24 protein-coding genes and 1 pseudogene are annotated in these 24,789 nt (G+C 62.4%); 11 read left to right on the top strand and 14 right to left on the bottom strand.

The window, feature by feature from the left end:
- Positions 1–51 precede the first annotated feature (51 nt).
- From HJC00_RS00165 to HJC00_RS00150, 4 genes are all read left to right on the top strand, one after another.
- Complete coding sequence (locus HJC00_RS00165) at positions 52–537, top strand: peroxiredoxin (RefSeq protein WP_210628915.1); 486 nt, start codon at positions 52–54, stop codon at positions 535–537.
- A 551-nt stretch (positions 538–1,088) separates the two neighbouring features.
- The gene (locus HJC00_RS00160) at positions 1,089–1,838 is read left to right on the top strand and encodes a metal ABC transporter ATP-binding protein (RefSeq protein ID WP_221163491.1); all 750 of its coding nucleotides are present in this window, start codon (positions 1,089–1,091) and stop codon (positions 1,836–1,838) included.
- A complete protein-coding gene (locus HJC00_RS00155; protein ID WP_221154253.1) occupies positions 1,835–2,707 on the top strand; it encodes a metal ABC transporter permease in 873 nt (290 codons plus the stop codon). The genes HJC00_RS00160 and HJC00_RS00155 overlap by 4 nt, the downstream gene beginning before the upstream one ends.
- A gap of 16 nt (positions 2,708–2,723) precedes the next feature.
- Positions 2,724–3,626, top strand: a complete 903-nt coding sequence (locus tag HJC00_RS00150) for a metal ABC transporter solute-binding protein, Zn/Mn family (RefSeq protein ID WP_221146657.1) — start codon at positions 2,724–2,726, stop codon at positions 3,624–3,626.
- A 61-nt stretch (positions 3,627–3,687) separates the two neighbouring features.
- On the opposite strand, the gene HJC00_RS00145 is transcribed toward HJC00_RS00150, so the two are convergent.
- The 6 genes from HJC00_RS00145 to thrC all read right to left on the bottom strand — a co-directional run bounded on the left by HJC00_RS00145 (position 3,688) and on the right by thrC (position 10,882).
- Positions 3,688–3,996, bottom strand: a complete 309-nt coding sequence (locus HJC00_RS00145) for a Dabb family protein (RefSeq protein WP_210628911.1) — start codon at positions 3,994–3,996, stop codon at positions 3,688–3,690.
- Positions 3,997–4,102: 106 nt separating this feature from the next.
- Positions 4,103–4,522, bottom strand: coding sequence for a hypothetical protein (locus HJC00_RS00140; RefSeq protein ID WP_210628910.1), 420 nt, complete (start codon positions 4,520–4,522; stop codon positions 4,103–4,105).
- Between the two features lie 84 nt (positions 4,523–4,606).
- Complete coding sequence (locus HJC00_RS00135; protein ID WP_210628909.1) at positions 4,607–7,519, bottom strand: sensor domain-containing phosphodiesterase; 2,913 nt, start codon at positions 7,517–7,519, stop codon at positions 4,607–4,609.
- A complete protein-coding gene (locus tag HJC00_RS00130; protein ID WP_210628908.1) occupies positions 7,516–8,130 on the bottom strand; it encodes a GNAT family N-acetyltransferase in 615 nt (204 codons plus the stop codon). The genes HJC00_RS00135 and HJC00_RS00130 overlap by 4 nt, the downstream gene beginning before the upstream one ends.
- A 28-nt stretch (positions 8,131–8,158) precedes the next feature.
- Complete coding sequence (locus tag HJC00_RS00125; protein WP_221163490.1) at positions 8,159–9,454, bottom strand: pitrilysin family protein; 1,296 nt, start codon at positions 9,452–9,454, stop codon at positions 8,159–8,161.
- 3 nt (positions 9,455–9,457) lie between these two features.
- A complete protein-coding gene (gene thrC / locus HJC00_RS00120) occupies positions 9,458–10,882 on the bottom strand; it encodes a threonine synthase (protein ID WP_221163489.1) in 1,425 nt (474 codons plus the stop codon).
- 263 nt (positions 10,883–11,145) lie between these two features.
- Here thrC and HJC00_RS00115 point away from each other — a divergent pair, with 263 nt between their 5' ends.
- The gene (locus HJC00_RS00115) at positions 11,146–11,793 is read left to right on the top strand and encodes a hypothetical protein (protein ID WP_221163637.1); all 648 of its coding nucleotides are present in this window, start codon (positions 11,146–11,148) and stop codon (positions 11,791–11,793) included.
- Positions 11,794–12,418: 625 nt separating this feature from the next.
- On the opposite strand, the gene HJC00_RS00110 is transcribed toward HJC00_RS00115, so the two are convergent.
- The 5 genes from HJC00_RS00110 to HJC00_RS00090 form a co-directional block, all read right to left on the bottom strand.
- Positions 12,419–13,108 (bottom strand): HAD family hydrolase, encoded by a 690-nt coding sequence (locus tag HJC00_RS00110; protein WP_210628905.1) that lies wholly within the window; start codon positions 13,106–13,108, stop codon positions 12,419–12,421.
- Positions 13,109–13,295: 187 nt separating this feature from the next.
- On the bottom strand, positions 13,296–13,739 hold the full coding sequence (locus HJC00_RS00105; protein WP_221163488.1) for a hypothetical protein: 444 nt from the start codon (positions 13,737–13,739) through the stop codon (positions 13,296–13,298).
- A 9-nt stretch (positions 13,740–13,748) separates the two neighbouring features.
- The gene (locus HJC00_RS00100) at positions 13,749–14,093 is read right to left on the bottom strand and encodes a hypothetical protein (protein ID WP_221163487.1); all 345 of its coding nucleotides are present in this window, start codon (positions 14,091–14,093) and stop codon (positions 13,749–13,751) included.
- Between the two features lie 52 nt (positions 14,094–14,145).
- Positions 14,146–14,721, bottom strand: coding sequence for a hypothetical protein (locus tag HJC00_RS00095; RefSeq protein WP_210628902.1), 576 nt, complete (start codon positions 14,719–14,721; stop codon positions 14,146–14,148).
- A 135-nt stretch (positions 14,722–14,856) separates the two neighbouring features.
- A complete protein-coding gene (locus HJC00_RS00090) occupies positions 14,857–15,771 on the bottom strand; it encodes a MarR family transcriptional regulator (RefSeq protein ID WP_221163486.1) in 915 nt (304 codons plus the stop codon).
- Between the two features lie 201 nt (positions 15,772–15,972).
- Between HJC00_RS00090 and HJC00_RS00085 the strand changes: the two genes are divergently transcribed.
- The gene (locus tag HJC00_RS00085) at positions 15,973–19,494 is read left to right on the top strand and encodes an autotransporter domain-containing protein (protein ID WP_221163485.1); all 3,522 of its coding nucleotides are present in this window, start codon (positions 15,973–15,975) and stop codon (positions 19,492–19,494) included.
- 185 nt (positions 19,495–19,679) lie between these two features.
- Positions 19,680–19,919 carry a hypothetical protein gene (locus tag HJC00_RS33110; protein ID WP_405048780.1) on the top strand — a complete coding sequence of 80 codons (240 nt, stop codon included), beginning with the start codon at positions 19,680–19,682 and terminating at the stop codon, positions 19,917–19,919.
- A gap of 202 nt (positions 19,920–20,121) precedes the next feature.
- Here HJC00_RS33110 and HJC00_RS00080 read toward each other — a convergent pair.
- Positions 20,122–20,804, bottom strand: a pseudogene (locus tag HJC00_RS00080) (ArsR/SmtB family transcription factor).
- Between the two features lie 69 nt (positions 20,805–20,873).
- On the opposite strand from HJC00_RS00080, the gene HJC00_RS00075 reads away from it, so the two are divergent.
- The 4 genes from HJC00_RS00075 to HJC00_RS00060 all read left to right on the top strand — a co-directional run bounded on the left by HJC00_RS00075 (position 20,874) and on the right by HJC00_RS00060 (position 23,622).
- Complete coding sequence (locus HJC00_RS00075; protein ID WP_210628897.1) at positions 20,874–21,203, top strand: NIPSNAP family protein; 330 nt, start codon at positions 20,874–20,876, stop codon at positions 21,201–21,203.
- On the top strand, positions 21,200–21,550 hold the full coding sequence (locus HJC00_RS00070; protein ID WP_210628896.1) for an antibiotic biosynthesis monooxygenase: 351 nt from the start codon (positions 21,200–21,202) through the stop codon (positions 21,548–21,550). Before HJC00_RS00075 ends, HJC00_RS00070 begins: the two co-directional genes overlap by 4 nt.
- A 126-nt stretch (positions 21,551–21,676) precedes the next feature.
- Positions 21,677–22,321 carry a hypothetical protein gene (locus tag HJC00_RS00065; RefSeq protein ID WP_210628895.1) on the top strand — a complete coding sequence of 215 codons (645 nt, stop codon included), beginning with the start codon at positions 21,677–21,679 and terminating at the stop codon, positions 22,319–22,321.
- 170 nt (positions 22,322–22,491) lie between these two features.
- The gene (locus tag HJC00_RS00060) at positions 22,492–23,622 is read left to right on the top strand and encodes a site-specific DNA-methyltransferase (protein ID WP_210628894.1); all 1,131 of its coding nucleotides are present in this window, start codon (positions 22,492–22,494) and stop codon (positions 23,620–23,622) included.
- Positions 23,623–23,801: 179 nt separating this feature from the next.
- Here the strand turns inward: HJC00_RS00060 and HJC00_RS00055 are convergent, their stop codons facing one another.
- Together HJC00_RS00055 and HJC00_RS00050 are read right to left on the bottom strand one after the other, a co-directional pair.
- Positions 23,802–24,167: a nuclear transport factor 2 family protein gene (locus HJC00_RS00055; protein ID WP_210628893.1), complete on the bottom strand. Its 366-nt coding sequence runs from the start codon at positions 24,165–24,167 to the stop codon at positions 23,802–23,804.
- A gap of 5 nt (positions 24,168–24,172) precedes the next feature.
- Complete coding sequence (locus HJC00_RS00050) at positions 24,173–24,787, bottom strand: HAD family phosphatase (RefSeq protein ID WP_210628892.1); 615 nt, start codon at positions 24,785–24,787, stop codon at positions 24,173–24,175.
- Positions 24,788–24,789: the final 2 nt, after the last annotated feature.

Genomic DNA, 24,789 nt, shown 5'->3' with positions numbered 1-24,789 from the left:
GGCGCCCGCCGCAGAACACGAACCTAACAAGCCAAACCCGAGGAGAAAACCATGACCATCGCGATCGGCGACAAGCTTCCGGCCGCCACCTTCAAGGAAAAGACCACCGACGGCCCGGTCGAAATCACCACCGAGCAGCTCTTTGCCGGCAAGCGCGTCGTGCTCTTTGCCGTGCCGGGCGCCTTCACGCCCACCTGCTCGCTGAACCACCTGCCGGGCTATCTCGAAAACCGCGATACCATTCTTGGCAAGGGCGTCGACGACATCGCCGTTCTCGCCGTCAACGACTGGCATGTGATGGGCGCCTGGGCGCAATCCTCGGGCGGGCTCGGCAAGATCCACTTCCTCGCCGATTGGGACGCCGCCTTCACCAAGGCCGTCGGCCTCGAAGCCGACCTCTCCGCCGGCGGCCTCGGCCTGCGCTCCAAGCGCTATTCGATGCTGGTCGAAGACGGCGTCGTCAAAGCCCTCAACGTCGAGGAAAGCCCCGGCCAGGCGACGGTTTCCGGTGCAGCGGCGATGCTGGAACTGCTTTGAGTTTTCATTCGGAGAGATAAAGGGGCGGCCATTCGGTCGCCCTTTTCAATTGTTGCCGCGCCGCTCGTGTGCTGGCGAATTGGCGGAGACGCCCTCCTTCTTCCCAGGCCACGGCTGCTCTGTCATGCGGAGTAGCTGCCCCTCACCCTAACCCTGTCCCGGTAAACGGGGAGAGCGGACCTGCCACGCGAGAGTCTACCGGGGAACGGAGAGGTCGCGGCGTGTCCCTTCGCCCCGCAAGCGGGCAGAAGGTGCGGGTAGGCGGATGAGGGGCAGCCGCCATCTCCTGGGCCGAGATGAAGGGGCCGACGCCAAGAAAGGGCATGGCGTTCGCGCCCTTTTCAATTCCACGATAGTCCAAGCCTCAATCTTGCCGCAATTGTTATAACATTACAGCAGTAATGTTATTACATTTTAGGATCAGCCATGCCGCGAAACCCCGATCGCCTTCCCATCAGCCTCATGGGACAATCGGCCTTATCGAGGGCAGTCGGCATCACACTGGTCATTGCCGTCCTCTGGCTCGCCATCCGCTGGGCGGTTCTGCTGCCATGACGCCGTTGATCCGTCTCGACAATCTGACCATCGCCTACAACAGGCATCCAGCCGTCCATCATGTCTCCGGCGTCTTTGCGCCGGGCAGCCTGACGGCGATTGCCGGGCCGAACGGGGCGGGCAAGTCGACGCTGCTGAAGGCGATCATGGGTGAGCTTCGTCCGGCCGAGGGCCGGGTCGAGCACCGGCTCGGCCGGGCGGAATTCGGCTATCTCCCGCAGGCGGCCGAGATCGATCGCCGCTTTCCGATCTCGGTCATCGACACCGTCATGCTCGGCGTCTGGAAGGCGAGGGGAGCCTTCAGCCGTGTCGGCCCCCTCGACCTGAAGAGAGCAGGCGAGGCGCTTGCCGCCGTCGGCCTCGACGGCTTTGCCAGTCGCCATGTCGGGTCGCTCTCGGCCGGCCAGTTCCAGCGTGTGCTCTTTGCCCGTCTGCTGCTGCAGGATGCCGGCGTCATTCTGCTCGACGAGCCTTTTACCGCAATCGATGCCCGCACGACCCGGGATCTCGTCGAACTCGTCATCCGCTGGCACGGCGAGGGCCGCACTGTCATCGCCGTGCTGCACGATTTCGAGCTCGTCCGGGCGCATTTCCCACAAACCTTGTTGCTTGCCCGCGAGCTTGTCGGATGGGGCTCGACCGCCGAGGTCATGTCCTCCGCTAATCTGATGAGGGCCCGCGCCATGTCCGAGCGCTGGGATGAGAACGCCGCGGCCTGCTCACCGCAAGAGGCGCCGGCGGCATGACGGTCTACGATCTCTTCTTGGCGCCCTTTGCCGATTTCGGTTTCATGCGGCGTGCCCTCGTCGCCTGCCTCTGCCTCGGGCTCGGCTCGGGGCCGATCGGCGTCTTTCTGATGCTGAGGCGCATGAGCCTGATGGGCGACGCCATGAGCCATGCGGTGCTGCCGGGGGCGGCGATCGGCTATCTCCTCGCTGGCTCGTTGTCGCTGACGGCCATGGGCCTGGGCGGCCTTGTCGCCGGCCTTTCGGTGGCGCTGCTTTCGGGTGCCGTCAGCCGCATGACCGTGCTGCGGGAGGATGCGAGCTTCGCCAGCTTCTATCTCGCATCGCTGGCGCTCGGCGTGCTGATCGTCTCGCTGCGCGGCTCGAACATCGATCTGCTGCATGTGCTGTTCGGCACCATCCTGGCGATCGATGCGCCCGCTCTCTATCAGATCGGCGCGATCACTTCGCTGACGCTCGTCGTCCTCGCCGCCATCTACCGGCCGCTGGTGGCCGAATGCTTCGATCCGGGTTTCCTGCGCGCCGTCGGCGGCCGCGGCCCGGCCTATCATGTCCTCTTCTTGCTGCTGGTGGTGCTGAACCTCGTCGCCAGCTTCCAGGCGCTCGGCACGCTGATGGCGGTCGGCCTGATGATGCTGCCGGCCGCCGTCGCCCAGCTCTGGTCGCGCAGCCTGCCCGCCATGATGCTGATTGCCACCGCCAGCGCCGCCGCCTCCGGCTATCTTGGCCTGATCGCCTCCTACCATCTCGAACTCGCCTCCGGCCCGACGATCATCATGACGGCAGCCCTGATCTACGCCTTCTCAATCCTTTTCGCGCCATCCGGCATCGCCCGGCGCCTCTTTCCCCGCCCGCATCTGAAGGGCTGACCCCAAGGAGACTTCGATGACCTCACGCAGACTGCTTCTCTCCGCCGCCGCACTGCCCTCCCTGATGGCGCTCTCGGCCGCACCCGCCTCGGCCGAAACGCTGAAAATCGTTGCCTCCTTCACCGTGCTTGCCGATGTCGTCAAAGAGGTCGGCGGCGATCATGTGAAGGTGACGAGCCTCGTCGGCCCGAACGGCGATCCGCACGAATTCGAACCGTCACCCGCCGATGCTAAGAATTTGAAGGCGGCGCAGGTCACCTTCGTCAGCGGCGAAGGGCTGGAAGGCTGGATGGACCGGCTGATCACCGCCTCCGGCTACAAGGGCAAGCCGGTGACGGTCTCCGAAGGCATCGCCACCCGCACGATGGAAGAGGATGGTTCTGAGATCACCGACCCGCATGTCTGGAACAGTCCCGTCAACGTCAAGGTCTGGGTTGCCAATATCGAAAAGGCGCTGTCGGCGGCCGATCCGGCCGATGCCGCTGCCTTCAAGGCCAATGCCGAGAAATATTCAAAGACGCTCGACGAGCTCAACACATACGCCCATTCGAAATTCGACAAGATCGCCGACGACCGCCGCAAGGTGCTGACCAGCCATGATGCCTTCGGCTATTTCGGCCGCGAATATAATGTCAGCTTCCTCGCGCCGCTCGGTCTTTCCACCGAGAGCGAGGCTTCCGCCGCCGACGTCGCCAAGCTGATCGAGCAGATCAAGAGCGAGCATGTGAAGGCCTATTTCTTCGAGAATTCCAACGATCCGCGCCTCGTCAAGCAGGTCGCCAAGGCAACCGGCGCCGAGCCCGGCGGCGAGCTCTTTGTCGAATCGCTCTCCGACGCCGAGGGCCCGGCGCCGACCTATGAGAAGATGTTCCGCTACAATGTCGACCAGCTCGCCGCCGCCATGGCGAAATCGAGCTAAAGGCTGGCCGCTCTGAAAGCGCGTCGCATGAGGCTTTGATTCAAGCGGCGCGCTTTAGACGCTAAAGATTGAGGTCGAAGACCAGGATGCCGGCAAGGCCGCCGTCCGTCGAGGCGACGATACGTTCGCCGACGGCAACATGGGCGGGATGGACGAGATAGGCATCCCGCGCTTCAGCGCTTTCGAAGGTCACGGCAAAGCCATCGACGAAGCCGGCATGCAGGCCCTCGGGCGAAACATTCGGCCCGTACTTGATATCCAAAATGCCGGGGATGACCTGTTTCAGCGCGACGATCGCCTCGAACAGCGATTGCTTGTCGTCCATCGTCAGCGCCGTCTTCAGCCGCAGGAACACGCAGTGCAGGATCATTATGGTCCTCCCGATTTTCTGTGTCGGCAGCATAGCTGCGAAAGCCGGGACGGCAACGGGATTTATTTTTCGAGCCAGCCGTTGCCGAGAACCGGAGGAGGCCAGGCTACATCTGGTCGGTCGCCGCCATGTCACGATTGTAGATCTTGCGGACGAGCTCGCCGGCGTGAGCACGGGCTTCGTCCTTCTGAGCCGGCGTCATCGGCCGGCAGGTGTTCCTGAGGTTGGACCGGTCGAGCACGGTGGCCGCAGCCGAATTGGTGATGACGAGGTGCCAGCTGCAGGAGGCCACCTTGTCGACGTTCACCGCGCCATGGCATCCGGAAGACAAGCAGAAAGCCACGGTCTGCTGTGCGGCATGATCGCCCTTCTGTGCCAGCGCCAGCGCCGTCTGGAATTCCTGAGTCCATCGTTCACAATGCTTCACCCCAGGCACGCAGGCCTTCATGACGGGAGGGACGTCACCGGCCTGAAGCGGCGAAACGAAAAAGACGCCGATCGACAGGGCGAGCAGAAGTTTGAGCATCGCAAATTCCTTATGTGATAGGGGAGTGGCGCATATTGCCGGCCGCCGGTCAATCGCCATTTCTAGGGAGGTCGTCGCCGGTGATCACGCCCGTTTCGTCAGCGGAAACCGGTCACGAAGCAGCCGCAGCACCGAGTCCGAGGGCATCGGCGGGCCGAACAGATAGCTCTGCCCGTAGCTGCAGCCCATCTTGGCAAGCTCGATCGCGTCCTCGTTGGATTCGATTCCCTCGGCCACCACCTTCATCTCCAGCTCGCGCGCCATTGATATCACCGATCGGAGCACGGTCGCCTTCTTGTCGCTGCTGTCGCGCACCAGCGCCTTGTCGAGCTTGATCGTATCGAAGGGGAAGCGGGTGAGATAGGCAAGCGAGGAATAGCCGGTGCCGAAATCGTCGAGCGCCAGGCCGATGCCGGCTTCCTTCAGCTTCTGCAGCACGAGGCGGGCCTGTTCCGGATTCTCCATCACCATGGATTCCGTCAGTTCCAGTTTCAGCCGCGAAGGCGGGCAATGCGTCTTGGCGAGAACCGAACGCACGTCGTCATAGAGCTCGTTGTTGAGCAGCTGCACGCTCGACAGGTTGATCGACACGAAGATCGGCAATTCGCCGGTCTGGCTCTGCCAGCTCATCAGGTCGTTGGTCGCCTGTTCGAGCGCGAACATGCCGAGCGCCCCGATGATGTCGGAGGACTCGGCAAGCGGGATGAATTCCGACGGCGGGATATTGCCGCGCTTCGGATGTTCCCAGCGCATCAGCGCCTCGAAGCCGGCGACCTCGACGTCCTCGAGCCGGGCGATCGGCTGGTAGACCATCGACAATTCCTTGCGCTCGATGGCCCGGCGCAGATCGGTTTCGAGCTGCAGCCGGTCGGTGCCGAAATCGCGGAAGGCCGGCTGGAACGGTTCGACGCGGTTGCCGCCGGCCCGTTTTGCCCGATACATCGCAAGCTCGGCGTCGCTCAGCAGCCCGCTGGCGCTCTCCTGCCGGTCGACCCAGGAAGCGAGCCCGATCGAGGCCGTCAGGATGATCTCACGACTGGCGAAGTTGATTGGCACCATGATCGCCTTGCTGACTGCATCGGCAAAATCGGCGACCTTGGCCGGATTGTGCTCGGAGACCAGGATGAGGCCGAACTGGTCGCCGGCAAGCCGCGCCAGCGTGTCCTGTGGTTTCATCAGACGCCGCAGGCGCCGCGTCAGGGCAATCAGGATATTGTCGCCGGCGGCCACTCCAAGCGAATCATTGACCAGCTTGTAGCGGTCGATATCGATCACCATGACAGTCGGACGCAGCGTCTCGCCGGCCGGCGCCAACGCCAGCACAGACTGCAGGCGGTCGAGGAAGACCTGCCGGTTCGGCAGGCCGGTCAGATTGTCGTGCAGCGCATCGTGCAGCAGCCGCTCGACGGAGTTCTTCGGCTCGGTCACGTCGACAATCGTGCCGACGCAGCGGATGATTTCGCCGTTGGAGCCGAGCACCGGCCGGGCGCGGATCAGCAGCCAGTGGAAATGCCCGTCCTCGGCGCGAATGCGGAACTCGTGATTGAGCCGGCCGCGCCGGTGTTCGAGCAGCACGTCGAGCGTGGCGCGGAAGCGGTCGCGGTCGTCGGGGTGCAGCCGCGGCAGCCAGTTGCGCGCTGCCCCATGCATGGTGCCGGGGGAGAGGCCGAGCTTGACCGAGACGTCGGGGATGGTGACCACGCGGTCGCGCGCCACATCCCAGTCCCACACCATGTCGCCGGAGCCGGTCAAGGCCAGAGACTGCCGCTCGAGGTCGGAAAACAGCCCCTGCTGGAAGGCACCACCGGCAAAGGCGTGCTGCATGACGGTAAAGCCGATCAGCAGCACGATCAGCACCAGGCCGCCGCCGAGTGCCGGCTGGATGATGTCGTTGTCGAGCCGGCCGGTGACCGTCAGCCATGCGCCGAACAGCCAGACAAGCGTCAGCGCCCAGGCCGGCACCAGCAGAATGGCGCGGTCGTAGCGGTTGAAGCCGAGATAGATGATGAGCAGCAGGCCGGTCGCCGCCGTCAGCGCAAAGGAAAGCCGGGCAATGCCGGCGGCGATCGACGGATCGTAGATCGCCACGCCGAAGAGCAGGGCCAGGCCGAGCACCCAGGCGAGCGTGGCGTAGCCGAGATGCGCGTGCCAGCGGTTGAGGTTCAGATAGGTGAAGAGGAAGATGACGAAACTCGAGGCCAGCGCCACCTCCGCGCAGGCCCGCCATATTCGCTGGTCGGCCGAGGCGACGCTGATCAGCTTGCCGAGAAAACCGAAGTCGACGCAGATATAGCCGAGCACCGCCCAGGCAAGGGCGGCGGTTGCCGGCAGCATCGACGTGCCCTTGACGACGAAGAGGATGGTCAGGAACACGGCGAGCAGGCCAGCAATGCCGAGCACGATGCCGCGATAGAGCGTGAAAGCGTTGATCGTATCCTTGTAGGCGTTCGGTTCCCAGAGATAGATCTGCGGCAGTTCCGGCGTCGACAGCTCAGCGACGAAGGTGATGACGGCGCCGGGGTTCAGCGTGATGCGGAAGACGTCGGCCTCGTCGCTCGGCTGCCGGTCGAGCGCAAAACCTTCGCTCGGCGTGATGGCGCTGATGCGCTGCGAGCCGAGATCCGGCCAGAACAGCTTGGAATTGACCAGACGGAAATGCGGCGCGACGATGACGCGCTCCAGCTGTTCCTCCGAGACGTTGGCGAGCGCAAACACCGCCCAGTCGCCCTGATGGTTTTCCGAGCTCGCCCGGACCTCGATGCGCCGGCGGATGCCGTCGGCACCGGCGGCCGTCGACACCTGGAAGGCCTCGCCCTGGTTGGCATAGATCTCGGTCGTCGCAGTGAGATCGAGCGCGGTATCGTCACGGGAAATCTTCACCGGTTCGGCCGCCTGGGCAACGCCCGCCGAAAGGGCGAAGACCGCCAGGAAAAGGGCTGCGATCACCGCGATCACTCGTCCGGACGGTGACTTGGGCAGCATGCTGTTTCTGGTCATCGGCTGTCGGTTTTCCTGCCTTTATCCGTATCGGTGGCGAGCCGTGAGAACATCACGTGGTCGTGCCACTGACCGTTGATCTTCAAATATCCGCGCAGATAACCTTCCCGCTGAAACCCGGCCTTTTCAAGCAGACGCATGCTGCGCGCGTTATCTGGAATACAGGCTGCTTCAATACGGTGCAACTCAAGCCCGGAGAAGATGTAAGGAATAACCAACTGAAGGGCCGCATACATATGCCCCTGGCCGGCATGGCGTTCGCCCATCCAGTAGCCGATCATGCAGCTTTGTGCCGCACCGCGCCTGATATAGCCGATGGTGATGCCGCCGACGAGCGTGCGGTTTTCCTTGAGGAAGATGAACAGCGGGATCGACTGTCCCGAGGCATATTCCTGCTTGCCGCGGATGACGCGCGCGCGGTAGGCGCCCTCCGTCAGCTCATCGCGCCGCCAGGTCGGCTCCCAGGGTTCGAGGAATTTGCGGCTTTCGGCGCGCAGCCGGTGCCACTGGGTGAAATCCTGGTAGCGCGGCAGGCGCAAGAGGTATTTCTCATTCTCCAGCTCCACCGCATCCGGCTGCCGCGACAGGAACCGAAACACCGATTTTGGCATCGATCACTCCCGGCAGACGGACGTCGGCTCAGCTGGCCTGCATCGTCTTCGGCGCCGGGACCGAAAGCGAGGCGATGATGTCTTCCATCGGCGCGAGCTGTTCCAGCGGCCCGATTGCCGAAAGCGTCGGCACCGTATCGTAGAACAGCCGGCCGGCGAGGTCGGTCAGCCGCTCGATGGTGATGCCCTCCAGCCGTTGCATCATCTCCGGATTGGAGATCGGCCGGCCGTAGAGCATCATCTGCCGTGCGATCTGGCCGGCGCGGGCGGCCGGGCTCTCCTGGCCCATCAGCAGCTGGGCGCGGATCTGGGCGCGGGCGCGTTCGATCTCCTTCTGGTGGATCTCGCTGGCCGACTTGTGCAGCTCGTCGATGATCACAGGCACCAGCTCCGGCAGGTTTTCGCCGCCGGTAGCGGCATGAATGCCGAAGATGCCGGTATCGGAAAAGCCCCAGTGGAAGGCGTAGACGGAATAACAGAGGCCGCGGAACTCGCGCACTTCCTGGAACAGCCTGGAGGACATGCCGCCGCCGAGGATATTGGCGAGGATCTGCGAGCAGTAGAAGTCGCGGGCGTGGTAGGGCTTGCCCTCGAAACCGAGCAGGATCTGCGCGTCCATCAGGTCGCGCGGCTCGCGCACGCTGCCGCCGATATAACGCGCCGCTTCCATCACCGGCGGCGCCGAAGGCTGCGTCGGCAGGCTGGCGAAACGCTGCTCGACCATGCGCAGGAATTCCTGGTGGTCGACGGCGCCGGTGGCGACCACGAACATCCGATCGGTCGTGTAGTTGCGGCCGAGATAGGTGCGGATCTGCTGCGGCGTGAAGGAGACGACGGTCTCCGGCGTGCCGAGAATGGCGCGTCCGAGCGTCTGGTCACGATAGGCGGCCTCGGAGAAACGGTCGAACACGACGTCGTCGGGGGTATCGTTGGCGGCGTTGATCTCCTGCAGGATCACCTGCTTCTCACGCTCCAGCTCCTCCTCCTCGAAGGCCGATTCCGTCAGGATGTCGGCGAGGATGTCGACGGCGAGCGGCACGTGGTCCTTCAGCACCCGGGCATAATAGGAGGTCGTCTCGGTCGAGGTGGCGGCGTTGACCTCGCCGCCGACATCCTCGATCTCTTCGGCGATCTGGCGGGCCGTGCGGCGCGCCGTGCCCTTGAAGGCCATGTGTTCGAGCAGGTGGGCGATGCCGTGCTCGTCTTCCGTCTCGTTGCGCGATCCCGATTTGATCCAGACTCCGAGCGCAACGCTTTCCAGGTGCGGCATGGTTTCTGTGACTACTGTCAGCCCGGATTTGAGCCGGGTGCACTCAACTGTCATTGGCTATCTTTCTGCGCCTGCTGTCGTCTCGCTGCGGGCGTGCTGGCCGATAAAGGTTTCAACGGCTTTCAGCTCCGGTTTGATGATCTGGAAGCGCTCCTCCCTTTGCATCAGACCAGCAAGCCACGTCGGAAGCGCCGGGTCAATACCGCTGGCCGATTTTACGGCGACGGGGAATTTCGCCGGATGCGCGGTCGCAAGCGTCACCATCGGCGTATTCGCCTTTTCCTTCTTCTTCGCCACGAAGACGCCGATCGCCGAATGCGGATCGAGCAGATAACCGGTCTCGGCATGGGTCTTGCGGATCGTCTCGGCCACCTGCCGCTCACTGGCGCGGCCGGCGCGGAAATCGCGGCGGATCGCCTTCAGCGCTTGCGCGCCGATCTCGAAGCCGTTGGATTGCTTGAGGCTTTCCATCGCGGCGCGCACCTTCGAGGCATCGCGCCCATAGGCTTCGAACAGCAGCCGCTCGAAGTTCGACGAGATCTGGATATCCATCGACGGCGAACTCGTCGCCTTGACCGCCTTCATGTCGTAGCGGCCGGTCTTCAGCGTGCGGGTGAGAATGTCGTTCTCGTTGGTGGCGATGACGAGCCGGTCGATCGGCAGGCCCATGCGCTTGGCGCAGTAGCCGGCGAAGATGTCGCCGAAATTGCCCGTGGGCACCGTGAACGAGACCTTCCGGTCCGGCCCGCCGAGCGCCACCGCCGTCGTGAAATAATAGACGATCTGGGCCATGATGCGGGCCCAGTTGATCGAGTTGACGCCGGAGAGACGGACCCTGTCGCGGAAGGCCGCGTCGTTGAACATCGCCTTCACCAGGTTCTGGCAGTCGTCGAAATTGCCTTCGACGGCGAGCGCATGCACATTCGAAGACGTCGAGGTGGTCATCTGCCGCTGCTGCACCGGCGAGACCTTGCCGTGCGGGAAGAGGATGAAGATGTCGGTGCGCTCGCGGCCGGCAAAGGCGTCGATCGCCGCGCCGCCGGTATCGCCCGAGGTGGCGCCGACGATCGTCGCCCGCTCGCCGCGCTTTTCCAGCGCATAATCCATCAGCCGGGCGAGCAGCTGCATCGCCACGTCCTTGAAGGCAAGCGTCGTGCCGTGGAACAGCTCCATGACGAAGCTGTTCGGCCCGGTCTGGACGAGCGGCGCGATCGCCGGATGGCGGAAGGTGCCGTAGGCCTCGTCGATCATAGCCCGGAAGGTCGCCTCGGGGATCTCGCCATTGGTGAAGGGCGAGAGAATGGTGAAGGCGATCTCCTGATAGCTCTTGCCCCTGAGCGCACGGATCTCCTTCTTGGAGAAGTGCGGCCATTCACGCGGAATATAGAGCCCGCCGTCGCGCGCCAGCCCCGTCAAGAGGGCGTCGCAAAAGCCGAGGGAAGGGGCCTCGCCGCGGGTCGAGATATAGTCCACGTTCGTCATCCTTGATCTATCGCTGGAGAAAATCCGGCCGGGCGCGGCCGTGGCTTGCTTCGCCGGAAACCGAGAAGGTGCGGCCCTGCCGACATATGATCGCCGTTATCTTGTTGAAGTTGCCCGCATCCGGCGGCGAAAAGTGCATCAAAACGGCGCGTACCCAATCGATTTTTGTTTGAGCCGCTGATATAGACCATCGCCAACCGTCGTGAAAGGCCTCACGCAAAAGACATGGGGCCTCCAAGAAACGCTTGTGCAAGGGGTGGAATATCGTGCTCGGCAAGGTCTCGCGTCTCATCGTCTCCGCTTCTCTTGTCGCCCTGCTCGCCGGCTGCAATTCGCTCGGCATAGGCGGCGACAGCAAACCGGAGGCAGCGCCCGCCCAGCCGAACGGCAATGCCCAGATCATGCCGCTGGCGCCCGCCAATCCGTCGTCCAACAATCCGTCGATCGGCACGGCCACGACTGCGCAGGGCACCGTCGCCCCGGTCGTCCAGGGCGCCTGCCCGCAGATCTTCATGCGCGATCAGGATGCGATCTTCCGCACTTACGCCAAGGGCAAGAAGGACGATCCGCAGCAGATCGCCGTCCAGGCCTCCTTCGGCGATTACACCCGCCAGTGCATGCTGAACGATACCAACCTGACGATGACCGTCGTCGCCCAACTGCGCCTCATCACGGGCCCGGCGGGCGCTCCCGGCCCGGTGACGCTGCCGATCCGCGTCAGCGTCCTCGACGGCGAGAACGTGCTCTACTCCGAAGTCACCAAGTTCCCGACCGAAATCCCGGCGGGCTCGCCGGGCACGCAGGTCATCTTCCGCAAGGAAGGCATCAAGATGCCGGTCGGCGCCGGCGCCCTGGTGCGCGTCAACGTCGGCTTCGACACCCAGCCGGCGAAGACGAAGAAGGGCAGCTAGGCCTGCCTTTGTCATGCTCGGGATATCCGTTGGATGCCGAGAGGACATAGCCGCAATCTCAGCCATTGCAACGCCCACACCGTCATTTCAGGGCTTGACTCTGGGATCCACGACCGGCACTCGGCCTCAATTGCTTGCCCACGGGGAAATGTCGCCGCTCCTCACGCAGTGCCAGCCGCATGGATCCCAGGGTCAAGCCCTGGGATGACGGAGGAGAGGTGGTGCCGTGACCCATAATCCCATCTGCGCGGGAGAGAGGCAGTGCCGGGGTGCATAGGCCCCGTCGGCGTGCAAGAGAGGTGGTGTCTGGGTACATCGCCTCAGCAGCCACATGAAGCGACACCAGATGCGGCGCCGCACGAGCTTCGGCAACAGCGGCACTTCACAAGCTGCGCCGCCGGCGCGTTTGGCGAGAACGCCAACCCCACACTCCGTCATCCCAGGGCTTGACCCTGGGATCCACAGCCAGGCACTCGGCTTCAATTAATTGCCCACAGTAAAGATCCCAGGGTCAAGCCCTGGGATGACGGAGGAGAGGCGGTGCCGGGATGCATAAGCCCCGCCGGCGCGGAGGAGAGGTAGTGCCGCGACCGCATCGGCAGCAGCCGAGCGAAATGGTCCGGGCCTAGAGCACGCCTTCCCACGCCGCCAGCGCGGCAACCACGCCCGGCAGGTCGTTCATGCGTGAGATCACCGTCTCGGCGCCGGCATCGGTGAGTTTGTCGGCATGGGCGGGGTAGCTGTGCGAGGCGCCGGTGAAGCCGATGACGCGCATGCCGGCGGCGCGGGCGGCGTGCACGCCGTGGACGGAATCCTCGACCACGACCGTCTGGTCGGGAGAGACGCCCATGCGGCTTGCTCCGTGCAGGAAGATATCCGGCTTCGGCTTGACGCGGTCGGCGCCGAGATCCTTGGCGGAGAAGACGTTGGGCGCAAACAGCGGCTTCAGGCCGACCTTGCCGAGCATCATGTCGAGCCGCTTCGTGCTCGAATTCGAGCAGATGCAGCGCTTCATCGGTAGCCTGGAGACGGCGAATTCGACGCCCGGGATCGCCTTGACGTCATTCGCCAGCCTGAGGTCGAGCAGCTGCTCGGATTTATCCAGCAGCGAGGCCGAAAGCGGGATGCTGGCCTCGCGCTCGACCTGCAGCAGGATGTTGTGCCAGGTCATGCCGGCGAAACGCTCGCCCATTTCCTCGACGCCGATCGGATATCCGGCCTCCGTCAGCAGTGCGGATTCGACTTCGGCCGCGATGATTTCGGAATCGACGAGGACACCGTCGCAGTCGAAGATGATGAGATCGAAGCCGTCCATTGTTCACGCCTTGCTGGAAATCTGGTCTTGTGCGGGGATGCTGCGGCTTTACACGATCACCGGGCAAAGCTCAACCTGATCTCAAGCATGGCTGCGATGCGGCAAGCGACCGGCTCCGTGGTCGCTGCTCAATGGTGATACTGGAGGGGCAGGGCTCGTCGAAGTTCAAGCGGCGAGCCCCGGGCAACTATTGTTCCGGCAGAATGATCTTCTGAGTGGTGGTGCTTTTCACCGGCTTTTCGCCCGGAACATGCGACATCGTACGAGTCGTGCTGTCGAGCGAGCTGCCGTCCGTGCTGGTCTTGGTGCGGGACTTGCTGAACGTGCCCTTGTCGACGGCCTGGGCCTTGGTCTGCGCCTTCAGCTTGTCGCCATTATCGTTGACATGAGTCTTGCTTTGCGCCTTTCCGTCGACCGTGGCCGCACTTCCGCCAGATCCGATCGACGATGTCGTGCCGCCATCGGTCTGGCAGGCGCCCGCCGTTCCGACCGAGCTGGCGGATGTGCCTCCGGCCGAAGCGCTTCCCGCCGTGCCGACGGTTCCGGCCGCATTACACTCCTCCGCAAGGGCGGCCGGGCTCGATGCGAGGAGCGCGATCGAGGCGGCGGCGATAAAGTTGATGGGTTTCATTGCCATCTCCTATTTGTTCGGCTTGGTGATGGAGCAGGTTCCATCGGACCGTTTCGTGATGACGGTGCCGTCCGGCCGGGTCACGCTTGCCGTCGAAAAGCTGTCGACGCTTCCCGATCCAGCCGAGGAGCCCGCCGAGGCGGATGACGAAGTGGAGCCGGTCGAACCGCTGCCTGTCGTGGTCGACGAGGACACGTGCCCGTTGCCGGCCGTGACGGTGGTTGACGTGTCTCCCGCCTGGGATTGGACGATCGTGCACGTCGTCCCGTCGTCGAGCTTGATCTCTTCCGACATTGTCGGGCCGGCGATCAGAATGAGCGAAGCGGCAAGTGCGATTGTGGAAAACCGGGTCATTGGTTTCTCTCCAAGAGTTTGGCCGGCGCCCGGAAGGCGCCGGCCGGGATCATCATTTGCAATCCTCGGTGCCGGCGGCACCCTTCTTGACCTGGCCAGGCGCGCAGCCTTTCTTGCCCTTGTTGTCGTGCGAGCTGCCTGCCGCGCTGCTGCCGGTGCCGACGGTGCTGCCGGTCTTGTCTCCATCCGCCGACGAAGCGCCGGTTCCGACACTCGAGGCCGAATTTGCATCGCCCGAACCTGCGGCGGAACCGCCGGTGCCCACGCTGCTGCTGGACGTGCCGCCGCCGGCCGACGAGCCACCGGTGCCAAGCGTAGAGGCGGAACCGGATCCAGAGCCCGAGCCCGCGGCCGAGCCGCCGGTACCGACCGTGCTGCTCGACGTCCCGCCGCCAGCCGACGAGCCGCCGGTGCCGAGCGTCGAGGACGAACCGGAATTGCAGTTGGTCGCACCAGCCGGGCAGGTGCCCCCGGCAGAGCTGCCACCAGTACCGACGGTGCTGCTCGCAGTTCCGCCGCCCGCCGTCGAACCGCCGGTGCCGACTGTGCTCGAAGACTGCGCAAAGCCGGACGCCGCCGTGCCGGCCAGAAGGGCCGCTGCCAATGCCAGATGTGTTACCTTCATCATAGGATATTCCTCCGATTGTTTGTCAGTTGCCGTCGCATCCGGAGTGGATGGACGACTGTTTGACAAACGACGGTTTTACCCGGCTGTTCCTGATCTAGGCACTCAGTCGGACAAGGCCTCGGACCTTAGGCCGATTTAATCGTTCGGCGCGGCGGCTTCGACTTTTTTGCCGCCGATCAGCGCCGTCAGGCGGCTGTAATGGACCATCTGTCCGGCCACCCAGGTCTCGAACTGAAGGAGCGTCCCATCGGGCATCGAGGCGAGTTCGCCCCCCGCGGAGACGCAATACCAGCCCTTCTCAGCGGCTTCGTCGAGGATGTTGCTGATATGCTGACGGGACACGCCGAAGCGCTCCGCAAGCGCTCGATAAGTCAGGCTTGCGGGGACCTTCGCGTCGGCCGGGCGCTCGCGCAGCGCCTCGGCGATGACGGCGCAGAAAACGAGGTGGCCGGCATCTCTTTCGCTGTGGCGCACGATGGCCGGAAATGGGCCGAATAGGTCGTCCTTCAACGCATAACGTTCCGCGGAGAGCGCCAGCCAGCGCGCCAGCACGTCCTCGTCCTGGGCGAGTTCGTCCGGGCGGATGGGCAGAGGCGGCGCCAGGAGCTCGAAGGATCTCAAAATGGCCAATGGCGAGTGTGCGATTTCCCGCATCAATGCCAGACCCGGCTTCAGGATTTGCGTACGGCGATCCGTCTCCAGTGACATCGCGGTGACAAGGCCCCGGTCACGCAGCCCGCCGATGAAATCGGCGATCTGGCGCGGGCTGCCGGGTGCAGCGCGCTGAAGAAGGGCAAGCGATGGCGCTGGGCCACGCGCTTGAAGCCACTGAATGTAAAGACAAATCAGCACGAAGGAAACGTGATAGCGCTGCTTCTGGGCAAAAAGCTTGTTCGCCGGCAACACCTTCGGCACGCGTGCAATCATTGCCTCGCAATAGGACAGCACCGCGACGCTATAGGAGGGATGGCGCATCAAGCGGGCCGCCTCGACCCACAGAGTGTCCGCGGCGAAGTCATTCACTCCGGCATAGAGGCGTGTCTCGCTCATGTTTCTTTCGTCTGCTTAGATCAATGCAAAGTTTAGACTCTGCCATTGGCGGGAGGCGGTTTATACAGCCTCTGCGTTTAATTTTCTTCAATAAAGTTGATTTTGATGAAAGCACAGGGCCGTATCTCAGTTCACTTCGCCGTTGCCGGTTCAGCATTTATTACACTCTCTCTTTCAGCCGTTACCGCGCAAAGCGATCCCTTGCTCGATTCCTATGTCGAGATCAGCAACGGCGGCGAGTTGGGAACGGATCAGGTCGACATGTCGACGGGTGGATGGATCAGATCCGTGGGGGCCGGAACCGTCAGTCTGGTGCCGGAAATGGATATTATGGACGGCGCCGTTGTGCGTTTCTCCGCCATTGCCGGCAGTGATCTGAATCTCAGGCTTTATCGGGCCGGGAGGGGCGCGGAACTTCATTTCGGCGGCGCCGGCGACACAGGCACCGTCACGCTTGCGGATAACTTCTTCTCGGGCTCAAGCCAGGACGTTTATGTCGATTCTGGCACGCTACTGATCCCGGGGGACGGTCAAGGGGCACTGCTCCGCGCCACCACGACAACCGTTGCATCCGGCGCAACCATCGACTTCGGGACGCACAACGATTGGATAGCCTCTCTTGCCGGCAGCGGCACCATCCGCCTCAACAATGCTAATCTTGAGATCCGAGACTTCACATTCGATGGAACGATCGACGGCGCAAACAGTGTGACCTTCAGCCGGGGCGGAAACTGGCAGGGCAGGTTCGTCGGCGTCGGCGAAGTCGCGCTCTCCGCCAACCGGACGCTAAACATTCTCGATGCCGCCACCGCTGCAAATCTTTCGACGCTCGATTCGCTTCGATTGTCGTCAGGCTCGACCCTGGATCTAAGAACGTACGACGCCTCGCTCAACAACCTCTACGGCTCCGGCATGATAGGCACGACGGAAACGCTGGCGATCGGATCCGGAAATTATTCCGGCGAGATCATCGCCACCCGCGGGCTGACGATTTCCGGGGATTTTCTCTGGTCGGGAATCGCGCAAGGGGGCCTCTCGATCGATGTCCTGTCCGGCGCGACACTGACTGCTGATGGCGGCAAGGTGTTCGGGGGCCTTGCGGACATCAATCTCGACGGGACGTTGACTATCAAGACAAGTGAAGCTGTCGATGCACTAACCGGTAGTGGGAGTGTCGACGTCGCCGGCAACGCCGTTCTTTCCGTTGGAGCTGACAATAGCTCGACCACTTTCGACGGAGTTATATCAGGTGACGGCGGCCTGACCAAAGCCGGCACCGGCACCTTCACGCTCAGCAGCCAGCAGTCCTATACCGGTGCAACGACCATCTCAGCCGGCAAATTGCAGTTGATGTCGGCAAACGCGCTTTCCACCTCGTCCGGACTCTTCATGAATAACGGCACCCAATTGGATATGGGCGGCTTCAACCAGGCTATTGCGAGCCTTTCCGGCGGCGGCGACATTCTGCTCGGCAGTGCCAGCCTGTCCCTTGGCGCTTCCGGCGCGAGCGGGACGTTCAGCGGCGTCATATCCGGCAGCGGCTCCGTTACCAAATCGGGCGCCGGCACTTTTGGGCTATTTGGACCCAACAATTTCTCCGGCGCGATGAATGTGCTGGGAGGAACCCTCTTCGTGTCCTCATCCGCATCTCTCGGTGATGGCAGCGCCACCAATACCGTGACCCTCGACGGCGCGACGTTGCAGACATTCGGCACTGTTGCGTCTCCAGTCGCCCGGGGTGTGGTCATCGGAGGCGCCGGCGGCACCGTGAACACGAACGGCTATGCTGTGACCTTCGCCGGCAACGTGTCGGGTACCGGACGGCTGACCAAGACTGGCGCGGGGACACTGACCCTTTCCGGCAACAACACGCGTTCCGGCGATACGGTGATCGACCAGGGGCGGTTATTCATCCAGAACGGCAATGCATTGGCCGACGGAGCGGGCGTGACCATTACTGATCTTGCCGGAACCGGGCTCGACGTCGCCACCTCCGAAACCATCGGCTCGCTCGCCGGCGGCGGTTCGTCGGGCGGAGATGTGAACCTTTTTAACACGGCGACACTCACGGTCGGCGGCGACGACAGTTCAACCACTTTCGCCGGGTCGATCACCGGCGATGGCAGTCTCGTCAAGACTGGCCATGGCCTCTTTCACCTGACTGGAAACAGCAGCTATAGCGGCGATACGGATGTGCTTGACGGCACGCTGTCGGTCAATGGCAGCCTGACTGGTGCGGTCAACATCGGTTCCGGCGCAAGACTTCAGGGAACGGGAAGCGTCGGCACCGCCTCGCTTGCCGCAAACAGCGTCCTTGCTCCTGGCAATTCGATTGGAACCCTCGCGGTCTCCGGAGATCTGAACCTCGATCCACTCACTCTTTTCGAGGTCGAGATCGGCAGCGCCGGGCTGAGCGACAAGGTCGATGTCACCGGCACCGCCTTCCTGAACGGCGCCAAAGTCCAGGCAATCCTATGGGACCCGGCCGTGAGTTACATCAACGGCCAGTCCTACACGATCGTCTCCGCCGGCGCCGTGTCGGGCACCTTCGGCGATCTGGAGATCGATTCCGCCTTCCTGAAGTCTTTCCTCAGCTATTCCGCCACCGACGTAACCTTGACCCTGCGTACCGTGCTGAGCCCCGGCTCTCTGTTCCCGAGCGCCGCCCTCACCTTTAATCAGCAACAGTCGGCTTACGGGCTCGACTTTCTCGACCAGACGAGCGGTTCCAGCAGCCTGGCGCTCTACAATGCGATTCTTTATAGCGACAGGGCAGAAGCGAGAGATGCGTTCGATCAGCTCTCCGGCGAGATTCACGCCTCGTTGCAAAATGGCCTTTTCAGCGAAGCCGATGACGTGCGCAATGCGGTCTATGACCGGCTGAACGAGGCGTTCGAGACCGGCGGCAAGGCATGGACGAGCGCCTATGGCAATCTTTCCTGGTTGAAGGGCGACGGAAACGCCTCCAGCGCGACGACGGCGCGCGGCGGTGCGCTGTACGGTGTCGACTGGGTGATCGACGATCGTTCGGCCGGGGTGTTCGCAGGCGTCGGACAATCGTCTTTCCAGATCCCGGACCTTGGCTCCACGGCCAATATCGACAGCGTGCATCTTGGCCTCTATGCCGCCCAGCGATTCGGCGGACTGCAGGTCAAGTTCGGGGCGTCGAATAGCTGGCACGACATCGAAACGCGCCGCGACATCGCCTTTGACGGTTTTTCCGACAGTCAAACGGCAAGCTATCATGGCAGTACCGCCCAGTTTTTCTCGGAGGCGTCATTCGACTTCGGCCTTTCCCCTGACCTGATCGTGACGCCGTTCGGCAGACTGGACTATGCCATCGGCCAGCGCGACAGCTTCCACGAGGACGGCGGCGCAGCCTCCCTTTCGGGCGAGAGCGCACGCGAAGATCTGTTTGCGACGACTGTGGGGCTACGGACGAAACGACAGGCTTCGATCGCCGGAAAGAGTGTCACCACTGGTTTTGATGTCGCCTGGAGACGGATTGCCGATCAGGATACGCCGCTCGCCGCTCTGGCATTCGAAAATGGCGGCAGTTTCGTCGTGAGAGGGCTGCGCAATGCCGAAAACAGCGTCGTTGCGGGCGGATCCGTGACGTTGCAGCTGACGGAGGCAGCGGCCGCTTCCCTGTCGTACCGAGGAGAATTCGGCGGTGGCCTCAACCGCCACAGCGCCAATGCCCGGTTGGACGTGAGATTCTAGAGCATGAGTGTGAGCGATTTTCGGAGGAAATCATGCTCTAACTGTTTGAGGATTAAAATTTAAGGCCCACCCGGCCTTAGATCATCCTGTTCTAGCGAGGCGCTTTCGCATCCGGAGCGGATGGATAGCTGCTTGGCGAACGTCGGTTAAACCTCACTGTTTCTCTCCTAAGCCTCGCTCGGATAATCCCCCGACTTTTTCTATCCGATCGCGATCGGCCAGCGGCGAAGAAATTTGCAACGCACTTCTGTGGCGGCGCGACACGAGCCGCCGCCAAGGGCGGAAAGCACCACAATCACAGAAGCTGTGCACAGCTGCAGGCGATGATGGATCATGGTTTGACCGGCGGAAAACATGCCGACGATGGCGTCGAAAGGAAGGCAAAGATCGAAAAGAAGATGAGGAAGAAAGGCTGCCAGGGGTGATGAAGCCGCAAACGGCTTCGCGTGCCAGCAAAGGACGCCGGATGGGAGCCCGCGCTCGGCCGAATGCGAACATGCCTCGACTGGAGCGGGGGCGCAGGGGTGGCAATCAAGCGAGGCGAGTGACGGATATGCCCGACGGTCGGTTCGGCGCATTCATCACCTGCGCCTTTACGCTGGCAGGGTTTTGCAGATCTGCACCCGTCTATCCAGCCGGAAAAAGCAATAGAAATTGCCGGTCGCCTTCCGGTGTAAAGAGGATCGAGCGGCTTTCGGCGGTGCGCCTCGCCCAGCCCCTGTCAAGGAAGCTCGACAGCAGCGCCTTGCCGAGGCTGCCCGCCAGATGCGCTCGCCTTTCGCTCCAGTCGAGGCAGGAGCGGCAGAGCGGGCGGCGCGAGGATTTGAGATTGCCGACGTCGATGCCGATGCGGGCGAGATCGCTCTCGCCTTTTCCGTCAGCGCCAGACCCTCTCCGACCGCCTCGATCGCGCCTGATGCAATCAGGCTGTCGAGCATGCGCACGCCATAATCGCCGGCCAGATGATCGTAGCAGATGCGCGCCTTGCGCAGCGCCGGCTCCTTCGGCCCTGGCTGGTGGCGCAGATGCCCGCGCCCGGCGGCAAAACCCATCATGCTTTCGATCAGCCGGGCGGCGGCCTCGTCGGCCAGCGTGAAATAGCGGTGGCGCCCCTGCTTGCGCTGGGCCAGCAGCCCGCCGGCTTCGAGCTTGGCGACATGGGTGCTTGCCGTCTGCAGCGTGATGCCGCCGACGCCGGCAAGCTCGGTCGCCGTCAGCGCCCGCCCACCGGTCAGCGCCGCCAGCATGTTGGCCCGCGCAGGATCGCCGATCAGCGCGCCGATCTGGGCAATGTCTGGTCCTTCCTTCATAGTTCGATCGTAACCGAAGCATCTTCGTCCGGCAATGTGCGAAAACGGGGAAGCACAAAGGAGAACCCGATGATCACCTGCTTCATCCGCTATGAGATCGACCCCTTCAAGAAGGACGTCTTCACTGAGTATGCCCGCAACTGGGGCCAGGCGATCCCGAGGAATGGCGCCGACCTGATCGGCTATTTCGCCCCGCATGAAGGGTCGGCGACGACGGCTTACGGCGTCTACAATATCGAAAGCCTCGCCGCCTACGAAGCCTACCGCGCCCGGCTGGCCGCCGACCCGCTCGGCCGCGAGAATTACGAGTTCGCCCGTCGCGAACGCTTTATCCTGAAGGAGGATCGCGTCTTCCTGAAAAACGTCTCTGCTCCCCACGCAAAGCTGGTGCTGCCATGATCGCCGTCATCTTCGAAGTCGTGCCCTATATGGGCGAGCGCCACAAATATCTCGATCTCGCCGGCGAGCTGCGTGCCGAACTCGAAACCATCGACGGCTTCATCTCGATCGAACGTTTCGAAAGCCTGACCAACCGCGGCAAGCTGCTGTCGCTCTCCTTCTTCCGCGACGAGGCGGCGGTGAAGGAATGGCGCAACCGTGAGGCCCATCGGTCCGCCCAGCAGGCGGGCCGCGGCGGCATCTTCGCCGATTACCGCCTGCGCATCGCCAGTGTCCTGCGCGACTACGGCATGTTCGAACGCGGCGAGGCGCCGGCCGACAGCCGCAGGGTTCATGATGCGGTGTGAGGACGGCGAGAAGTGGTAGAGCTCCGCCCGTTTTCGTCTGAAACAGGTTTTCTCGCTTTTACTTGCAATGCTGTCGGATATCTTCGAAATGTAAGGCTCAAGTTGCATTGAAGGCGCAAATCTCGAATGGATGATAGAAAAAATTGTTCGCGCTCTTGCCTCATTCGAGCAGTCTTTACGGTATTTGCTTTAGCCGCTGCTCTTACGCCAATTGCAGTTTTTGCCCAGACGGCTGATGAGCAGCCAGCCCTTGAGAAGCAAGCATTTAATCTGATCCGCAAGGGCAATTGCGCAGAAGCATGGAAAATCGTTTGGCATGAAGCGCGCCAGGGAAATTCAGAAGCTTTGGCCTCGCTTGCGGATCGGCTAGTGCCTTTGGGAATTCTTGTGCCGCCGTCGTATTTTCCCATGAGGGAGAATATCGTGCAGAATTTCGAGGATCAGGTTACAGCACTCAGGCTATACGCCTGGAAAGACGCTGGAGTAAGTAACGCTCTCAAAGATCATGGTCTTGGGGTGGACCAAATTATTCCCAGGCACTTTTGGGATAACAAAGTGATAGGAGATTACAGGCGCGTGGATGCTTGCTTGAAAAGCAACAAGAACACTGGGGACTGTGTCCAGCTTGCAATCAAATTGAAAATCATTCCGCCTTTCGATGTTTATGTCTCAATGATGGACGCTGCACCCCGGCAGGCATTCTGCATCGCCCTGACCGAGAAACCAAAAGGTACTCCTCATTCGGTGCCCCTCCAGTCTCAACAGAGATAAGCTTTTCAAGCAAACGATTAAAACAATCGCCTCATGGCGCCGCTCTCGGACCGTTACCCGATTGCCCGCCACAATAAATTCCCGAAATCGGCCAGTGCTTCAGGCTTTGGTAACTAAGTTGGGTAACCATAACGGAGAGTTAAGCGTAAAGCGTATGAGTGAGTATCAGAATGGCGTCAGTTTTTCCGCTTGCCGACCTCAAGGCTTCCGTCAAGGCGGACTCCTGGGTTGACACGATCATCAAGGGCGACTGCGTGAGCGCCCTTGAAGCCTTGCCCAACCACTCCGTCGACGTGATCTTCGCCGACCCGCCCTATAATCTCCAGCTCGGCGGAACGCTGCATCGTCCCGACCAGTCGCTGGTCGATGCGGTCGATGACGAATGGGATCAGTTCGCCTCTTTCGAGGCCTATGACGCCTTCACCCGTGCCTGGCTGCTCGCCTGCCGCCGGGTGCTGAAACCGACAGGCTCGATCTGGGTGATCGGCTCTTACCACAATATCTTCCGCGTCGGCGCCACGCTGCAGGATCTGAATTTCTGGATCCTGAACGACATCATCTGGCGCAAGACCAATCCGATGCCGAATTTCAAGGGCCGCCGTTTCCAGAACGCCCATGAGACGATGATCTGGGCAAGTCCGAATGCCAAGGCCAAGGGCTATACCTTCAACTACGACGCGATGAAGGCCGCCAATGACGACGTCCAGATGCGCTCCGACTGGCTGTTCCCGATCTGCAACGGCAATGAGCGGCTGAAGGGCGAGGACGGCAAGAAGGTGCATCCGACGCAGAAGCCGGAAGCGCTGCTTGCCCGCGTCATCATGGCCTCGACCAAGCCCGGCGATATCGTGCTCGATCCCTTCTTCGGCTCGGGAACGACGGGCGCCGTCGCCAAGCGCCTCGGCCGCCACTTCGTCGGGATCGAGCGCGAGCAGGAATATATCGATGCGGCTTCGGCTCGCATCGCCGCCATCGAGCCGCTCGGCAAGGCGGAACTCACCGTAATGACCGGCAAGAAGGCCGAGGTTCGCGTCGCCTTCAACGTGCTTGTCGAAAGCGGCCTGATCAAGCCCGGCCAGGTGCTGACCGACGCCAAGCGCCGCTACAGCGCGATCGTGCGCGCCGATGGCACGGTAGCCTCGGGCGGCGAGGCCGGCTCCATTCATCGTCTCGGCGCCAAGGTGCAGGGGCTCGATGCATGCAACGGATGGACCTTCTGGCACTTCGAAGACGGGCAGTCCCTGCGCCCGATCGACGAGCTCAGGTCCGTCATCCGCAGTGATCTGGCAAAGGTGGATTGAGCAGCGCCTAAACCAGATAATTGGAGCATGATGTCGTCCGAAAACCGCTTACACTTTTCGGCATCATGCTCTGGCGAATCGAAATAACTTCTTCCGGTTTCCTCCAGTTGCGGAAGAAGACCAAGGCGCCCGGGGTTCAAGCCTCGGGCGTCTTCTATTTGAGCTGGGAAGCGCAATGATCAGAACTGGCGATAGTCGGTGACTTCGACCCGCGTGATGCGGCCATCTTCATTGAAGGTGATCGTTTCCTCGCCCTCGCGCAGCAGCGGTTTGCCGGTCCGGCTGTGGGTGGCGCTGAGCGACCAGACCGCGCGGCCGGAGAGGGGCGTCAGGCTTTCCACCAGCGAATTCTCCGCCGTCTGATCGGGATAATCGTCGAAATAGCGCCGGAAGGCAGCCATGATCTCTGGTCGCCCCGAGAGGCTGCCGACGCCGTTCGAGACATAGGTCGCGTCCTCGGCGAAATAGTCCTCGATCGCCGGAAAATCCAGCGCGTTGATGGCGGCGTGGAAGCGTTCGATTTCCTCTGCCGGGTCGAAGGCCATGGCTCTCACACCTTCACGCCGTAGGCAGCGAGATCGCTGCGCAGTTTGTCCGCGCCCGAAAACCGCACCGCGTTCCAGCCGAAGGCCTTGGCGCCTTCGACATTGGCCGGTGCGTCGTCGATGAAGATCGTCGCGGCGGGATCGAGGCCGAAGCTCTTCGTATGCGTCTCATAGATCGCGATGTCAGGCTTGATCAGGCCGACATCGCCGGAAACGGTGACGCCTCGCGGTTTCGTCAGGAACGGGAAACGTTGCTGCGCCTCGCGGAAAGTGTCGGAGGCGAAGTTGGTGAGCATGGTCACGTCGCGGCCTTCGTCGATCAGCCCCTCCATGATCGCGACGCTCTCCTCATAAGCGTGCGGGACCATCTCGTGCCAGTATTTGCGGAAAGCGCGGATGTGCTCCTCGCGCGTCGGATGCGCTTCGATCAGCTGCGCTTCGGCCTCCGCCCAGGTGCGGCCGCGGTCCTGCTCGACGTTCCAGTCATGGGTGCAGATATTGGCGAAAAACCAATTGCGCTCGGCCTCGTCGGGAATGAGGCGGGCGAAGGGGAGATTGGGATCGTAATGAATGAGAACTTTGCCGATGTCGAAAACGATATGCCTTATTTCGATGGTCATGT

The organism is Rhizobium sp. NLR22b (genome assembly GCF_019685295.1).
Classification (GTDB): Bacteria; Pseudomonadota; Alphaproteobacteria; order Rhizobiales; family Rhizobiaceae; genus Rhizobium.
Note: the sequence above shows the minus strand (reverse complement) of the source record. Positions and strands in the feature narration are given on the sequence as shown.

Coding starts and splice junctions, on each gene's coding strand:
- HJC00_RS00165 (WP_210628915.1), top strand. CDS start 52: ATGACCATCGCGATCGGCGACAAGCTTCCGGCCGCCACCTTCAAGGAA.
- HJC00_RS00160 (WP_221163491.1), top strand. CDS start 1,089: ATGACGCCGTTGATCCGTCTCGACAATCTGACCATCGCCTACAACAGG.
- HJC00_RS00155 (WP_221154253.1), top strand. CDS start 1,835: ATGACGGTCTACGATCTCTTCTTGGCGCCCTTTGCCGATTTCGGTTTC.
- HJC00_RS00150 (WP_221146657.1), top strand. CDS start 2,724: ATGACCTCACGCAGACTGCTTCTCTCCGCCGCCGCACTGCCCTCCCTG.
- HJC00_RS00145 (WP_210628911.1), bottom strand. CDS start 3,996: ATGATCCTGCACTGCGTGTTCCTGCGGCTGAAGACGGCGCTGACGATG.
- HJC00_RS00140 (WP_210628910.1), bottom strand. CDS start 4,522: ATGCTCAAACTTCTGCTCGCCCTGTCGATCGGCGTCTTTTTCGTTTCG.
- HJC00_RS00135 (WP_210628909.1), bottom strand. CDS start 7,519: ATGACCAGAAACAGCATGCTGCCCAAGTCACCGTCCGGACGAGTGATC.
- HJC00_RS00130 (WP_210628908.1), bottom strand. CDS start 8,130: ATGCCAAAATCGGTGTTTCGGTTCCTGTCGCGGCAGCCGGATGCGGTG.
- HJC00_RS00125 (WP_221163490.1), bottom strand. CDS start 9,454: ATGACAGTTGAGTGCACCCGGCTCAAATCCGGGCTGACAGTAGTCACA.
- thrC (WP_221163489.1), bottom strand. CDS start 10,882: ATGACGAACGTGGACTATATCTCGACCCGCGGCGAGGCCCCTTCCCTC.
- HJC00_RS00110 (WP_210628905.1), bottom strand. CDS start 13,108: ATGGACGGCTTCGATCTCATCATCTTCGACTGCGACGGTGTCCTCGTC.
- HJC00_RS00105 (WP_221163488.1), bottom strand. CDS start 13,739: ATGAAACCCATCAACTTTATCGCCGCCGCCTCGATCGCGCTCCTCGCA.
- HJC00_RS00100 (WP_221163487.1), bottom strand. CDS start 14,093: ATGACCCGGTTTTCCACAATCGCACTTGCCGCTTCGCTCATTCTGATC.
- HJC00_RS00095 (WP_210628902.1), bottom strand. CDS start 14,721: ATGATGAAGGTAACACATCTGGCATTGGCAGCGGCCCTTCTGGCCGGC.
- HJC00_RS00090 (WP_221163486.1), bottom strand. CDS start 15,771: ATGAGCGAGACACGCCTCTATGCCGGAGTGAATGACTTCGCCGCGGAC.
- HJC00_RS00075 (WP_210628897.1), top strand. CDS start 20,874: ATGATCACCTGCTTCATCCGCTATGAGATCGACCCCTTCAAGAAGGAC.
- HJC00_RS00070 (WP_210628896.1), top strand. CDS start 21,200: ATGATCGCCGTCATCTTCGAAGTCGTGCCCTATATGGGCGAGCGCCAC.
- HJC00_RS00065 (WP_210628895.1), top strand. CDS start 21,677: ATGGATGATAGAAAAAATTGTTCGCGCTCTTGCCTCATTCGAGCAGTC.
- HJC00_RS00060 (WP_210628894.1), top strand. CDS start 22,492: ATGGCGTCAGTTTTTCCGCTTGCCGACCTCAAGGCTTCCGTCAAGGCG.
- HJC00_RS00055 (WP_210628893.1), bottom strand. CDS start 24,167: ATGGCCTTCGACCCGGCAGAGGAAATCGAACGCTTCCACGCCGCCATC.
- HJC00_RS00050 (WP_210628892.1), bottom strand. CDS start 24,787: ATGACCATCGAAATAAGGCATATCGTTTTCGACATCGGCAAAGTTCTC.